We start from the raw sequence: 14336 nt of genomic DNA on the forward strand, positions 1-14336 counted from the left end.
CCTTCACCTTCGATCTGAACATGTCGTCCGTCCTGCCCCTCACCCCTTCGCTCGGCGATCTCGAGAACGCCGATGAATTCATTGCACGCCACATCGGGATCGAAGCCCAGGACGAAGCGCGCATGCTGCCGGCCATCGGTTCCGCCACGCGTGCGGAGCTGATCGACGGCATCGTGCCGCCGGCCATCCGCCGCGCCAAGCCGATGCGCCTGCCGCCGGCCATCACCGAAGCGGAGGCGCTGGCCGAACTCAAGGCGATCGCGGCGAAGAACAAGGTCGCGAAGAGCTACATCGGCCAGGGCTACTACGGCACGCACACGCCGGGTGTGATCCTGCGCAACGTGCTCGAGAACCCGGCCTGGTACACCGCCTACACGCCCTATCAAGCCGAGATCTCGCAAGGGCGCATGGAAGCGCTGGTCAACTTCCAGACGATGGTGTGCGACCTCACCGGCATGGCGATCGCCAATGCGTCGATGCTCGATGAAGCAACGGCCGCAGCCGAAGCGATGACGCTCGCGCGCCGCAGCGTGAAGAGCAAGAGCAACGTCTTCCTGGTCTCTGGCGACTGCCATCCGCAGACCATCGAAGTCATCAAGACGCGCGCCGCGCCGCTCGGCATCGAAGTGCGGGTGAGCACGATCTCGGAGACGCTGCCGCACCTGATGGCGAGCTGCGAGTTCTTCGGCGTGCTGGCGCAGTACCCGGCCACGACGGGCCACGTGCACGACCTGCGGCCGCTCGCGGGTCATGCGCATCAGTTCGACGCAGCCTTCTGCGTTGCAGCCGACCTGCTCGCACTCACGATGCTCACGCCGCCCGGCGAATGGGACGCCGACATCGTCTGCGGCAGCACGCAGCGCTTCGGCATGCCGATGGGCAACGGCGGCCCGCATGCGGCGTACCTTGCCTGTCGCGATGACTTCAAGCGTTCGCTGCCCGGCCGCATCGTCGGCGTCAGCGTCGACACGCATGGCGCGCCGGCGTACCGGCTCGCATTGCAAACGCGCGAGCAGCACATCCGTCGCGAGAAGGCGACCTCGAACATCTGCACCGCGCAGGTGCTGCCGGCGGTGATCGCCAGCATGTACGCGGTCTATCACGGCCCCGAAGGCCTCAAGCGCATCGCGCAGCGCGTGGCGGCTCTGACCGCCGTGCTTGCACAAGGCCTCGAACAGATGGGCCGCGAGCTGGTCAACGCGACCGCCTTCGACACGCTCACGGTCAAGACCAGCGAAGACACCGCGAAGATCGTCGAACGCGCCGAAGCGGCCAGCGTCAACCTCGGCCAGCGCGTGCAGAACCACCTCTGCATTTCGCTCGACGAGACCACCACGCGTGCCGACATCGAGATCTTGTGGGCACTCTTCGTGCCCACCGGCACCCCGATGCCGCGCTTCGACGAACTCTCGGCGCGCGTGACCTCGCGCATCCCCGAGGACCTGCGCCGCACCTCGGCGTTCCTCACGCATCCGGTCTTCAACACGCACAAGAGCGAGACCGCGATGCTGCGCTACATCCGCAGCCTGGGCGACAAGGATCTCGCACTCGACCGCAGCATGATCCCGCTCGGAAGCTGCACGATGAAGCTCAACGCGACCAGCGAGATGATCCCCATCACCTGGCCCGAGTTCGCGAACATCCATCCCTTCGCACCGGCCGAGCAGCGCCTTGGCTACGACCAGCTCGACAAGCAGTTGCGCGCGTGGCTTTGCGAAGCCACCGGCTATGCCGGCATCAGCCTGCAACCGAACGCCGGCTCTCAGGGCGAATACGCCGGCCTGCTCGCGATCAAGGCCTTTCACGAGGCGAAGGGCCAAGGGCATCGCAATGTGTGCCTGATTCCGTTCTCGGCGCACGGCACCAATCCGGCGAGCGCGCACATGGTCGGCATGAAGGTGGTGGTCACCGCATGCGATGCCGAGGGCAACGTCGACATCGACGACCTGAAGCGCGCGTGCGAGGCGAACAGCGACAAGCTGGCCGCGGTGATGATCACCTACCCCAGCACGCACGGTGTGTTCGAAACGCGCGTCAAGGAGCTGTGCGAGATCGTTCACGCACATGGCGGCCGCGTGTACGTCGATGGCGCCAACATGAACGCGCTCGTCGGCATCGCGGCGCCGGGCGAATTCGGCGGTGACGTGAGCCACCTGAACCTGCACAAGACCTTCTGCATTCCGCACGGCGGCGGCGGCCCGGGCGTGGGGCCGGTTTGCGTCGTGGAAGACCTCGTGCCCTACCTGCCGGGGCACGCGACCGGTGGTATCGCGTCGAACGGCGTCGGTGCCGTGTCGGCTACGCCGCTAGGCAATGCGGCGGTGCTGCCGATCAGCTGGATGTACTGCCGCATGATGGGTGCGGCGGGCCTCAAGGCCGCGACCGAAACCGCGATCCTCAGCGCCAACTACATCAGCGCGCGCCTGAAGGACCACTACCCGACGCTGTATTCGAGCCCCAACGGCCATGTGGCGCATGAGTGCATCCTCGATCTGCGCCCCTTGAAGGATGCGAGCGGCGTGACTGCCGAAGACGTCGCCAAGCGGCTCATCGATTACGGCTTCCACGCGCCAACGCTGAGCTTCCCGGTGCCGGGCACGCTGATGGTCGAGCCGACCGAGAGCGAGCCGCTCGCCGAGCTGGACCGCTTCATCGACGCGATGATCGCCATCCGCGGCGAGATCCGCCGCATCGAGGAAGGCGTCTGGCCGAAGGAAGACAACCCGCTAAAGAACGCGCCGCACACCGCCGCGAGCCTGCTCGGGACCGACTGGGAGCGTCCTTATTCACGCGAACTGGCCGCCTTCCCTCTCGCGACGCTGAAGACTGCCAAGTACTGGCCGCCGATCGGGCGCGTCGACAACGTGTACGGCGACCGCAACCTGTTCTGCAGCTGCGTGCCTGTTAGCGAACTGGCGACGAGCGCGGCTTCGGCCGAGTAGGCCCGGGCGGGCCTAGGGGCCTACCACCAGCGCTGCTGCTGCCGTCCGCCGTGGATGTTGCCGGCGACACCGCCGGCCACGCCACCGATCGCGGCGCCGGTCCAGGCATCGCCTCCTGCAATGGCGGCGATGCCGGCACCGGCAGCAGCGCCCATCGCCGCGCCGCTCACTGTGCCCTGCTGCTGCGGCGTCATGTCCGTACAGGCCGCGGCCGTTGCGAGCGCTGCGACCGCCAGGAGCCAGTTCATTCGTTTCATGATCTGTTTCCCCTTCACTTCTTCTGCAGGCCGGGCACGGCCATTTCAAACCAGATGATGTCCAGGACGGGCCGCTTCAGGCCGTTCGGGTTGGCCGCATACCAGCCATCCACACCTTGACGCACGCTGTCGAGCGTCTGCCCCTGCATGCCTTTGGAGAGACGCGGCACGAAGCTCTGGGCATCGGTCGGATGGTTCTTGCCGTAGTAGGCCATCTCCACCTGGACCATGTTCGCAAGCCCCACGAGATAGGCCTTCTTCACCGCTTCGCTCGACTTGGTCCACTGCTCGCCGGTGACGACCGGCACCTCGTCCGCCTTGGCCGGGGCCCACGCCAACGTCAGCGCCACGCAGGCCGCAGACAGCACCGTTCGCATTTGCAGTTTGGATGACATTGTGTTCTCCGCTGTTGATGCGCGATCGATCCTGCGCTGTGCCGTCGAGCCATGTCAAGCGCGTCAAAGTTGCAATCAACCACTGCGAGTGCGCGCTCTCTTGATCGAGGAGGAGAATGTCATTCATGCGCGCATCGCTGGTTCTTGCGGCTGTTCTCGCGACCTTCGGGTTCCCTGCCGGAGCCGAGGTGATCCGTTGCACGGACGCAGCGGGCAACGTGAGCTACACCGATGGCTCCTGCCCGCACGGCGCTCGGAAAGTGGCCAGCGTGACGACCACTGACCCCATCGCGGTCGTGGGCGGGGACCGCCAGCCCGCGCCCGTCCGTAGCACCCCGCCCGATCACGATTCCAGCGTCGCCACGGCGCCGCCCCCGACACCGGCCGGGCCAATCATCATCGACGGCCGCCGCACGGGCAACGGCGCTGGTGGCCGTTCAGATGACTCGCGCTGGAGCGATCGCGGCGAAGACCCGATGTGGATCGACGACGGCTACTACAGCCCCGGCGTCAATCGCCCACCCAACCGCCCGCGCGACATGCGGCCGCGCATCACCAAATGCGGAGACCGCACCTGCAAGGACGTGCAGGGCAACCACTGGGATCGCACCACCGGCCAACTCGATCGCTATCGCAGCATCGACGGCAGGACATGCCGGCCGGTCGGCACGACCACTGTCTGCAACTGACCCCTGCCCAAATCGGAACAACCCGTTACAACAACGGGTCGCCGGGGTTGTCGATTTCGCACGGTCTCCTTCGACGTACAAACAGAGGCTCGGAAAACGAGCCGGCCGCACCGGCCGGTGCCGAACTCGCAACCCAGTCACAGGAGCAACGACATGCGATTCATGGTCTTGGTCAAGGCGAACAAGGACACAGAAGCCGGCGTGATGCCCACGGAACAAATGCTCACCGCAATGGGTAAGTACAACGAAGAACTGGTCAAGGCCGGCGTGATGCTCGCCGGCGAAGGGCTGCACCCGACTTCGAAGGGCGCGCGTGTGCGCTTTTCCGGCAAGCAGCGCACCGTCATCGACGGGCCGTTCAGCGAGACCAAGGAGCTGATCTGCGGCTACTGGCTCTGGCAGGTGCGTTCCCGCGAGGAAGCCATTGAATGGCTCAAGCGCGCACCGTTCGATGGCGGCGAGGAAGTGGAACTGCGGCAGGTCTTCGAGCTGGAAGATTTCGGCGCCGAAATGACGCCCGAACTGCGCGAGCAGGAAAAGCGCCTGGTCGCTGAAATGGCGGCGAAGAAGAACGGCTGATCCGTCCAGCGGCGCCGCCCGATGACGACACACGTCGACGAGATCCACCGCACCATCAACGCCGTGTGGCGCATCGAGTCCGCGAGGATCATCGGTGCACTCGCGCGGCTGGTGCATGACGTCGGCGTTGCGGAGGAGCTCGCCCAGGAGGCCCTGCTCGCCGCGCTCGAACAATGGCCGCAGGGCGGGCTTCCGAACAACCCTGCCGCGTGGCTGACCACCGCGGCCAGGCGCCGCGCGATCGACCTGCTGCGCCGGCGCAGCCTGCACGCGAGCAAGCAAGAGGAGATCGGCCGCGAGCTCGATGCGCGACACGCCATTGCAGAGTCCGACTTCGCCGATGCGGTCGATGCCGCGCTCGACGATGACGTCGGCGACGACCTGCTGCGCCTCGTCTTCACCGCCTGCCACCCGGTGCTCTCACCCGAAGCCCGGGTCGCGCTGACGCTGCGTCTGCTCGGCGGGCTGACCACCGACGAGATCGCGCGCTCCTTCCTCGTGCCGGAACCGACGATCGCGCAGCGCATCGTGCGTGCCAAGCGCACGCTGACGGCGGCGCGCGTTCCTTTCGAAGCCCCGCGCGCGCACGAGCTTGCGGCTCGGCTCTCATCGGTGCTTGAAGTCATCTACCTCGTCTTCAACGAAGGCTATTCGGCAACCGCAGGCGACGACTGGATGCGCCCTGCGCTGTGCGAAGAAGCACTGCGGCTCGGGCGCATCCTCGCCGAACTGGTGCCGCACGAAGCAGAGGTGCACGGCCTTGTCGCGCTGATGGAGATCCAGGCGTCGCGCGCCGCAGCGCGTGTCGATGCGAAGGGCGATCCGATCCTGCTGCTCGAGCAGAACCGTTCGCGCTGGGATCAGTTGCTGATCCGGCGTGGCCTCGCGGCACTGGCTCGCGCCGAGAAGCTGGGCGGTGCACTTGGACCGTATGCGTTGCAGGCCGCGATCGCCTCCTGCCATGCACGCGCGCGCACCGCCGAGGAGACCCACTGGCCGCGCATCGCCGCGCTGTACGAAGCGCTCGCACAACTGGCGCCCTCCCCGGTCGTCGAGCTCAATCGCGCGGTCGCGCTGTCGATGGCGTTCGGGCCGGCAGTCGGCCTCGAACTGGTGGACGCACTGCGCTCGGAGCCACTGCTGCAGGACTATCACCTGCTGCCGAGTGTGCGCGGCGATTTGCTCGCGAAACTCGGCCGCAAGGGCGAGGCCTGCGAGGAATTCAAGCGCGCCGCCGAGCTCACTCGCAACGCGCGCGAACGCAAGCTGTTGCTCGCGCGGGCGCTGGCCTGTTCGACCAGCCCCCACTGAGCCCGCTGCGTTACTTCATCAGGTCGCTGAGGTTCACCGGCTTGATCTTGCCGCCCTCGACCGTGGCGACGAGTGGATCAACCACGGTGCCGCCCACTGCATCGACGCCCTTGAACTCGCCGGCGTTCGTCTCCTTCGGCAGCTTGCTGATCGCCTCGCCCATCTTGGCGCGGATCGCGGTGGCATCGCTCGTCGTGCCGGCGAGCTTCATTGCTGCCGCCACCGCGTGCGTCATCGCGTAGTTGTACGAAGACTCGGTGGTCGGGTCCTTGTCGGCGCCATAGGCCTTGCGGTAGGCCGCCGCGAAGGTCTTGGGACCGACGCGCTCGTCATACGACACCGGCAGCACGCCGATCGACCCTTCCAAAGGCCCGAGCCCGTCGGTGACCTTCGCCATCTCATCGAGCTTGGCCTGGTCCATGATCAGGAAGCCACCCTTGAAGCCCAGCTCGCGCGCCTGCTTGACCACCAGCGCGGTCGGCTCCGAGGGGCCACCGACGAAGAGCACATCCGGCTTCTCGGCGAGCACGCGGCTCACGCCGCTGTAGAAGTCCGCCGAGCGGTTGTAGGACATCGGGTTGTTCGATGCGATCGTGCCGCCCGCCTTCTCCCATGCCGGGCCGAAGAGCTGCGTCCAGTTCTTCGCGTATTCATGATCGCCCGGCAGCATGCCGACCTTCTTGCCGAACTTCTTCATCTCGTAGCGTGTGAAGGGCTCGATGTACGAGTTGAAAGTCGGGGGAACGCGGATGGTGAGCTTGTTGCCCGTCTCCGTGATCTTCGGCGTGCTGGAGTACGCCATCACGATGAACTTCTCCTGCTCGTTGAAGGCCTGCATCGCGTAGATGCCACCGGAGTGCGGCACGAACACCACCGGCGCCTGGTACTGCTGCGCGAGGCGACGCGCGTTGATCGCGGCGTCGGCGGGCGAATACTTGTCGTCCAGCGCAACCAGCTCCAGCTTGACCTTCTTGCCACCGACTTCGAGGCCCGCGGCGTTGATCTCCTTGATCGCCATCTCGATGCCGTTGACCACGTTCTTGCCGTAGAGCGCCGCGCCACCGCTCAACGGGCCGGTGAAGCCGATCTTCACGGTGTCCTGCGCAAAGGCCGAACCGGCTCCGAACGCACCCAGCAGTGCCAGCGCAGTGGGCAGCAACGCGAAGCGGCGGCGGGTCGAGGAATGTCTCAGCATCAGATGTCTCCTTGTGGTTGATTGAAAGAACGGCTAGCCGCCGATGTAGGCGGCACGCACTGCTTCGTTGTTCAGCAGCGAATCTCGATCGCCTTCCAGCGTGATGCAGCCTCGCTCGATGACGTAGGCGCGATGCGCGATTGCGAGTGCCGAATACGCGTTCTGCTCCGCCAGTAGCACCGTGGTGCCGGCCTGGTTGATGCGCTGGATCACCTCGAACACCTGCTTGACGATCAGCGGTGCAAGCCCGAGCGAAGGCTCGTCGAGCAACAGCAGCTTGGGCCGCCCGAGCAGCGCACGGCCGATCGCCACCATCTGCTGCTGGCCGCCGGAGAGCGATCCGGCCGGATGGTCCTGCTTCTTCTCCAGGATCGGAAAGAGGCTGAACACCTCGTCGATCGAACGCTGGATGCCTGCCTTGTCGCGGCGATGCACATACGCGCCAAGGGTGAGGTTCTTGCGCACCGACATCATCGGGAACAGCTTGCGCCCCTCGGGGCAATGCACGAGGCCAGAGGCAACGATCTGCGCCGGACGCTGGCCGATGAGTTCGCTGTCGCCGAAGCGGATGCTGCCTGCGCTCGGCTTCTGGATGCCGCTGGCCGCCATGAAGATCGACGTCTTGCCTGCGCCATTGGCACCGAGCAGCACCACCAGCTCGCCGGGCGCCGCATGCAGCGACACCCCGCTCAAGGCCCGGAAACTGCCGTAGTGCAGGTCGACGTTCTCAAACCGCAACATGGTCCGTCCCCAGGTAGGCTTCGATCACATGCGGGTCGCGACGGATCTCCGCCGGCGTGCCTTCGGCGATCTTCGCGCCGTTGTTGAGCACGACGATCTTGTCGGCCAGTCGCATGATCATGTCCATCTTGTGTTCGATCAGGCACACGGTCTTGCCGTGGTCCACCAGCTTGCGGATCAGCGCCGCGAGGCCGACGGTCTCTTCGGGATTGACGCCACCCGCCGGCTCGTCTAGCAGCAGCAATTCGGGATCGGTCGCAAGTGCCAGCGCGAAGGCGACGCGCTTGCGCTCTTCCTGCGTGATGTCGGCCGCGATGCGGTTGGCGATGTGCGAGAGCCCGACGAAATCGAGCGCCTCGCGGGCCTTCTCGCGGCACAGGCGTTCTTCTTCCTGAAGCCGTTTTGAATTGGCGAGCACGTCCCACAACCCCGAGCGCGTGCGCAGGCGGTGGCCAACGATCAGGTTGTCCAGCACGCTCGCGTTGTCGAACAGGTGCGTCGTCTGGAAGGTGCGTGCGATGCCCAGTCGCGCGACATGGTCGGGGCGCATGCCCGTGACATCCTGCCCCTTGAAGGTGATGCGGCCCGAAGTCGGCTTGTGCGTGCCGGCGACGAGATTGAAGAACGTGGTCTTGCCCGCGCCGTTGGGCCCGATGATGGCGCTCACATGGCCGCGCTCGAAGCGAGTGGTCACCGCGTCGACCGCCGTAAGGCCGAAGAATTGTTTAGTCAGTGCGTCGATCTCAAGCATGGGACTCGGCCTCCGTCACCGCGACCTGCGATTGGCCCTGAGCCTGAACGGCATCCGCGCGACGCGCACGGCGCTTGAGCCAGGTGCCGACGATGCCGTCAGGCAGGAAGATGATCAGCGCCACCAGCACCGGGCCGAAGACGACCATTCGGTAGTCCTGCAGGAACTGGAGGCTCTGCGTGAGCCATGTGACGAGGAAGGTACCCACCAGCGGCCCGAGCAGCGTGCCCACGCCACCGACCAGCACGAACATGATGAGATCGAAGGTCACGGCTTCGCTCGCGAGATCGGGCCCGAGAAAGCGCACCTGGCCCGCATAGAGCGCACCTGCGAAGCCTGCATAGATCACCGACAGCACGAAGGACAGCGTCTTGGTGCGCATCAGGTCGATACCCAGCGCCTCCGCCAGATCGTCGCTGTTGCGCACCGCCATGAAGCTGCGACCCACCAGCGAACGCACGATGCGCGCCATCACCCACAACCCGAGCGCGAGAAATGCGAGCACGAGGTAGTACTGCGAAAGCGGCGTGCCGAACTGCACCGGGCCGATGCCCGTCGGCGCGGGGATGCCCATGATGCCGACCGGTCCGTGCGTGAGGCTTTCCCACTTCTCGATGAGCAGGAAGAGGATGTAGCTCACGCACAGCGTGAAGATCGAGAAGTAGTGGCCGCGCAGACGCAGCGACAGCAGGCCGATGAAATAGCCCAGCACGCCGGTCACCACGCCCGCGAGGGCGAAGGCGATCCAGAACGGCACCTGATGATCGACGGTCAGGATGCCGACCGTGTACGCACCGATCGCCATGAAGGCGCCATGCGCGAGGTTGAACTGCCCCGTGTAGCCTGTGATGAGGTTCAACCCCAGCGCGGCGATGGCCATGATGAAAGCCAGCGTCGCGACAGAGAGCAGGTAGTTGTTCGGCGCGACGAGCGGGAACGCCAGGGCCAGAGCGGCGAGCAGTGCCCAGCCGGCCTTTCCTTCCAGGAAGCGCATCAGCGGGCCCCTTTCATCGTGAACAGGCCCTGCGGGCGGAACGACAGGATCACCACCAGCAGCACGAACGCGATGATGTCCTTGTAGTCGGTCGACACGTAGAAGCCACCGAAGCTCTCGGCCATGCCGATGATCAGCCCGCCGACGATCGCACCTGGGAAGCTGCCCATGCCCCCGAGGATGATGATCACGAAGGCCTTGGTGATGACGAGATTGCCCATCGCCGGGTAGACCAGGTTGATCGGCGCATAAAGCACCGCCGCGATGGCAGCCAGCGCACCCGAGATCGCGAACACCAGCAGCGTGACGCGCGATGCGTCGATGCCCACCAGCGCAGCACCGTCGCGGTTCTGCGCCATCGCGATGATGGTCGAGCCGATCACCGTGTGGTTGAGGAACAGATGCAACAGCACCATCAGCCCGAACGCGCCCGCGATGATCAGCAGGCGCTGCAGCGGCGCAGTGAGGCCGAATATCTCGACCACCTGCCCATAGGGCGTCGGCATGCGATGGAAGTCCGCGCCGAACAGCGCCTGCGCGCCAGCTTCGAGGAAGAGCAGGATGCCGATCGCGGCAATCATGTCGTGCAGCTCGGGCGCATTGCGCAGCGGATGGAACACGAGCCGCTGCGCGAGCATCGAGATCACCGCAACCACCACAGCAGCACCAGCCATGGCCAGCCAGTAGTTCAGGCCGAGCTTGACCATCAGGTAGTAGCCGGCGAACGCACCCGCCATGTAGAAGGCACCGTGCGCAAAGTTCGGCACGTGCAGGATGCCGTAGACGAGTGTCAGCCCCAGGGCCACGAGGCTGTAGACGCCGCCGATGGTGAGGCCGTTGAGAAGTTGCTGAAAAAACAGTTCCACTGGGTTCCTCGGCTGTCCCGTGCGCGGCAGGAGTGCGCAGGGGCTGTATCGAAGCGGCCCATTGTGGAAGCGTGCTGAGCGACGCCGACTAAGGTTTCTCCCGAGATTGCGTCGCCTAGGAGACTCGGATTCCTACCGTTCGGTAGGTCACTTCTTGGCCATCGTCCCGGTCGCGACAAGGCGGCGCAGTTCGGAGAGCCGCGCCTTCATGCGCCGCTCGTTCACCGGTCCCATGCGGATGAGCAGCTTCTGCCCCGCCGAGAGTGCCTCGAGCTGCGGGTCCGCGAACTCGTAGCGCGTCCAGGGGTTCTCCAACGGCATCTCGCCCTTCACTTCCGTGAGCTTGGCCTGGATCGGCCCGGTGGGCTCGGGTGTCTTCAGCAGATGGTCGAGGACCGCCACGAGCCTGTCGTTGAAGTAGCGATTCGGATAGCCGAGCTCTTCAAAGGCCTCCTGGAACAGTGGATACAGCCGCGCATAGAGCGCGACAGCGCGCGCCGGGTCGATCGATTCGACGAAGAGCACGAAGGGCGTGTAGCGGGCGCCGTTGTCGGGGCTGATCGTCTTCACATCGCCATTGCCCTGGACCGCAAAGCGCTGCGGCGTCGGCAGCACCGGCCACATGCGCGCCGTGGCGTGCTCGCGCGGCAGGTTGTCGACGGTCGCAACCGCGCGGCGGACGAAACCGTCGAGCTGCAGGAAGGACGTGACATTCTTGCGACCGAGCAGATCGTTGAGCGCGCTGGTCACGCGCGCGTCGGCGTCGTTCAGCGCAGGCAGCGCCTTTTCGGGCTCCGCGAGGTTGTCCATCGGGTTCTGCGGTCCCGTCGCGACCGGCGGCTGCGGCGGCACATCGGCGGGCGCGGGTTGGGGCTGCGGTGCCATCGCGGCGGGTGGGGCCTCGGCCGGCACCTCTCGCTGCTGCGACCAGCGCCACCAACCGAATGCGGCGGCCAGCACCGCGAGGATGACGACGACCGGAAGCCACATCGAGGATTCGCGTGCTGGCCTGAATTCTGCTGGGTCGTTTTGGGGCATGGTCGAATGCTCCTCTCTCACTTTTCAAAAATCATCATGGACGTTGATTTCTCGCAACTCACCGAGTACCAGCGCTACAAATTGATGGCAAGCCTGATCGTGCCGCGCCCGATCGCGCTTGTCACGACGATCGGCGAAGACGGCGTGGTCAACGCGGCGCCCTTCAGCATGTTCAACATGCTCGGCGAAGAACCGCCGATCGTGATGATCAGCGTGAACCGCCTGCAGGACAACGCGCTCAAGGATACGGCGGCCAACATCGTCCGCACCCGCGAATTCGTCGTCCACCTGGCCGACGAGGACATTGCTGAGCAGATGCACCGCTGTGGCGATCGCCATCCGCCGCACGTGAGCGAGCTCGATGTGGTCGGCTTCACCGCGCTTCCAAGCAGTGCCGTGAAGCCTCCGCGCATCGCAGAGGCGCCGGTGGCCTTCGAATGCACGCTATGGGAAACGCTTGAAACCGAAAGCCGGCAGATCTTCATCGGCCAGGTGCGCTGGATGCATGCGCGCGACGAACTCATCGACACCGAGACCTGGCGCGTGCGGCTGCAGCACTACTTCCCGGTCGGACGCTTCGGCGCCAGCTTCTACGTGAAGACGCGTGAACGCTACTCGCTGGCGGCGCAGGGCGGCAGCCGCAGCACGCAGATCGACGAGATGTAGGCAATCTTTCCACTCTACTGCTTTGGCCAACGGCGGGTCACTGGCCGGGCGGCCTACGTCAATCGTGGAGCTTGGCTGACATGCACGAACTTGCCGAATCACGTTAAAACTGACGCCTTGCAGGTATACGTATTCGGAGGATCCGATGTTCAACATCTTCCAGCCCCATCGAAACGGCCATCTTCGCCGCATCATGACCTTGCTCGAAGAGGCCAACCTGGCGCGCATCGAGCACCAGGCCGCCGCGGAGCACCACGGCGCCCTCGCCCGCATGTACGCGGAACGCGCCAAGCGGCTGGAGCGGGAGGTCTACGGGACATCGCACGTACCGCTGGGCGAAGGCTCAGGGGCTCCGAAGCTTCCTGATGAAAAGCCCGTCGTCTATGCGCTGGGTGCCAACCGGCGCGAAGGTCAGTCCAAAGCCTGACGGGAGTCATGGCCGGTGACTTCGTCGACGTACTGATCGTCGGCGCCGGGTTGTCCGGCATCGGTGCGGCCGCCCACCTGCAGCGGCTCTGCCCCGAACGCAGCGTTGCCATCCTCGAGGCGCGCGAGACGCTGGGTGGCACCTGGGATCTCTTCCGCTACCCGGGCGTACGGTCCGACTCGGACATGCATACCCTGGGCTATTCGTTCCGTCCGTGGACGGAAGCCCGCTCGATTGCGGATGGGCGCTCGATCCTCGAATACCTGCAAGCGACGGCGCGCGAGACCGGCGTGGATCGCCTGATCCACTATCGCCACCGCGTGCGATCGGCAAGTTGGTCATCCGACGCCGCACGGTGGACCGTCGAGGCCGAGCGCGAATCCGGCGAGCGCGTCGTCTTCGAATGCGCCTTTCTATTGGTGTGCAGCGGCTACTACGACTACGCGGAAGGCTACACGCCAGGCTTCCCGGGACTCGAACGGTATTGCGGCCGCGTCGTGCATCCCCAACACTGGACGGACGACATCGACCATGCGGGCAAGCGTGTCGTCGTGATCGGCAGCGGAGCAACCGCCGTCACGCTGGTGCCGGAACTCGCCAGGACTGCGGCGCAAGTGACGATGTTGCAGCGCTCACCTTCATACGTATTGAGCCTACCCACGGTGGACCCGATCGCCCGATGGCTGCAGCGCTTCGCCGGGCATCGAGCCGCGCACGCAGTGACGCGCTGGAAGAACGTGCTGATCTCCGTCGGCCTGTTCAAACTGTGCAGGCGCCGGCCCGATTTCGCGAAGGCGACGTTGCTGAAGCTTGTTAGACAGCAGCTCGGCCCCGCGTACGACGTCGAGACACACTTCACCCCCAGCTACAACCCGTGGGAGCAGCGCCTGTGCTTCGTGCCCGATGGCGATCTCTTCAAGGCCATCCGCAGCGGGCGCGCCAGCGTCGTCACGGACACGATCGAATCGTTCACCGAGACCGGCCTACGACTCGCCAGCGGCGCAGTGTTGCCCGCGGACCTCGTCGTGACCGCGACCGGCCTGAAACTAAAGCTGGTCGGCGGACTGGAAATGAGCGTGGACGGACGCAAGCTGGCGCCGGCCGAACTGGTCAACTACAAGGGCGTTTTGTTTGCCGGTGTGCCGAACTTCGCTTCGGTCTTCGGCTACACGAACGCGTCGTGGACGCTGAAGGCAGACCTCGCTGCCACATTCGTCTGCCGGCTGCTCAATCACATGAAGCAGACCGGCGCGCGGCAATGCGTGCCTCGCGTGGACGATGCGGACATGGCCTTGCAGCCGTGGGTCGATTTCTCATCGGGCTACTTCCAGCGCGCGATCGACCAGTTGCCGAAGCAAGGCACGAAGAAGCCGTGGAAGCTGAACCACAACTACCTTGCCGACCTGGTGACACTGAGGTTCGGCGCGGTGGACGATGGGGTGATGCGCTTTTCCTGAAAGGCGCGGACGAAAAAAAAGAGGCCGA

At 65.4% G+C, this 14336-nt stretch carries 15 protein-coding genes; 7 read left to right on the plus strand and 8 right to left on the minus strand.

Annotated elements, in window-relative coordinates; genetic code table 11:
- Positions 1–20: 20 nt before the first annotated feature.
- Entirely contained in the window at positions 21–2942 is a 2922-nt protein-coding gene (gene gcvP / locus FHW64_RS16685) for an aminomethyl-transferring glycine dehydrogenase (protein ID WP_184528183.1), read from the plus strand.
- Between the two features lie 20 nt (positions 2943–2962).
- Here the strand turns inward: gcvP and FHW64_RS16690 are convergent, their stop codons facing one another.
- Both FHW64_RS16690 and FHW64_RS16695 read right to left on the minus strand, forming a co-directional pair.
- Positions 2963–3199, minus strand: coding sequence for a glycine zipper domain-containing protein (locus tag FHW64_RS16690; protein WP_184528185.1), 237 nt, complete (start codon positions 3197–3199; stop codon positions 2963–2965).
- A gap of 14 nt (positions 3200–3213) precedes the next feature.
- The gene (locus FHW64_RS16695) at positions 3214–3594 is read right to left on the minus strand and encodes a hypothetical protein (protein WP_184528186.1); all 381 of its coding nucleotides are present in this window, start codon (positions 3592–3594) and stop codon (positions 3214–3216) included.
- A gap of 116 nt (positions 3595–3710) precedes the next feature.
- Between FHW64_RS16695 and FHW64_RS16700 the strand changes: the two genes are divergently transcribed.
- The 3 genes from FHW64_RS16700 to FHW64_RS16710 all read left to right on the plus strand — a co-directional run bounded on the left by FHW64_RS16700 (position 3711) and on the right by FHW64_RS16710 (position 6173).
- Positions 3711–4283 carry a DUF4124 domain-containing protein gene (locus FHW64_RS16700; RefSeq protein WP_221210384.1) on the plus strand — a complete coding sequence of 191 codons (573 nt, stop codon included), beginning with the start codon at positions 3711–3713 and terminating at the stop codon, positions 4281–4283.
- A gap of 153 nt (positions 4284–4436) precedes the next feature.
- The gene (locus FHW64_RS16705) at positions 4437–4862 is read left to right on the plus strand and encodes a YciI family protein (protein ID WP_184528188.1); all 426 of its coding nucleotides are present in this window, start codon (positions 4437–4439) and stop codon (positions 4860–4862) included.
- A gap of 21 nt (positions 4863–4883) precedes the next feature.
- Entirely contained in the window at positions 4884–6173 is a 1290-nt protein-coding gene (locus FHW64_RS16710; protein ID WP_184528190.1) for an RNA polymerase sigma factor, read from the plus strand.
- A 10-nt stretch (positions 6174–6183) separates the two neighbouring features.
- Here FHW64_RS16710 and FHW64_RS16715 read toward each other — a convergent pair whose 3' ends face one another.
- The 6 genes from FHW64_RS16715 to FHW64_RS16740 all read right to left on the minus strand — a co-directional run bounded on the left by FHW64_RS16715 (position 6184) and on the right by FHW64_RS16740 (position 11758).
- Positions 6184–7365 (minus strand): ABC transporter substrate-binding protein, encoded by a 1182-nt coding sequence (locus tag FHW64_RS16715; RefSeq protein ID WP_409350633.1) that lies wholly within the window; start codon positions 7363–7365, stop codon positions 6184–6186.
- 36 nt (positions 7366–7401) lie between these two features.
- Positions 7402–8109, minus strand: coding sequence for an ABC transporter ATP-binding protein (locus FHW64_RS16720; protein WP_184528193.1), 708 nt, complete (start codon positions 8107–8109; stop codon positions 7402–7404).
- Positions 8096–8860: an ABC transporter ATP-binding protein gene (locus FHW64_RS16725; RefSeq protein ID WP_184528195.1), complete on the minus strand. Its 765-nt coding sequence runs from the start codon at positions 8858–8860 to the stop codon at positions 8096–8098. Before FHW64_RS16725 ends, FHW64_RS16720 begins: the two co-directional genes overlap by 14 nt.
- Positions 8853–9854, minus strand: a complete 1002-nt coding sequence (locus FHW64_RS16730) for a branched-chain amino acid ABC transporter permease (protein WP_184528197.1) — start codon at positions 9852–9854, stop codon at positions 8853–8855. Before FHW64_RS16730 ends, FHW64_RS16725 begins: the two co-directional genes overlap by 8 nt.
- The gene (locus FHW64_RS16735) at positions 9854–10720 is read right to left on the minus strand and encodes a branched-chain amino acid ABC transporter permease (protein WP_184528199.1); all 867 of its coding nucleotides are present in this window, start codon (positions 10718–10720) and stop codon (positions 9854–9856) included. Before FHW64_RS16735 ends, FHW64_RS16730 begins: the two co-directional genes overlap by 1 nt.
- A gap of 147 nt (positions 10721–10867) precedes the next feature.
- Positions 10868–11758: a DUF3014 domain-containing protein gene (locus FHW64_RS16740; protein WP_184528201.1), complete on the minus strand. Its 891-nt coding sequence runs from the start codon at positions 11756–11758 to the stop codon at positions 10868–10870.
- Positions 11759–11794: 36 nt separating this feature from the next.
- On the opposite strand from FHW64_RS16740, the gene FHW64_RS16745 reads away from it, so the two are divergent.
- The 3 genes from FHW64_RS16745 (at position 11795) to FHW64_RS16755 (ending at position 14308) form a co-directional block, all read left to right on the plus strand.
- Complete coding sequence (locus FHW64_RS16745) at positions 11795–12424, plus strand: flavin reductase family protein (RefSeq protein ID WP_184528203.1); 630 nt, start codon at positions 11795–11797, stop codon at positions 12422–12424.
- A 145-nt stretch (positions 12425–12569) separates the two neighbouring features.
- Positions 12570–12851 (plus strand): hypothetical protein, encoded by a 282-nt coding sequence (locus FHW64_RS16750; RefSeq protein ID WP_184528205.1) that lies wholly within the window; start codon positions 12570–12572, stop codon positions 12849–12851.
- Positions 12852–12859: 8 nt separating this feature from the next.
- Positions 12860–14308 carry an NAD(P)/FAD-dependent oxidoreductase gene (locus FHW64_RS16755; RefSeq protein WP_184528207.1) on the plus strand — a complete coding sequence of 483 codons (1449 nt, stop codon included), beginning with the start codon at positions 12860–12862 and terminating at the stop codon, positions 14306–14308.
- Positions 14309–14336 lie beyond the last annotated feature (28 nt).

Source organism: Variovorax sp. Sphag1AA (assembly GCF_014192575.1).
GTDB lineage: Bacteria > Pseudomonadota > Gammaproteobacteria > Burkholderiales > Burkholderiaceae_C > Variovorax.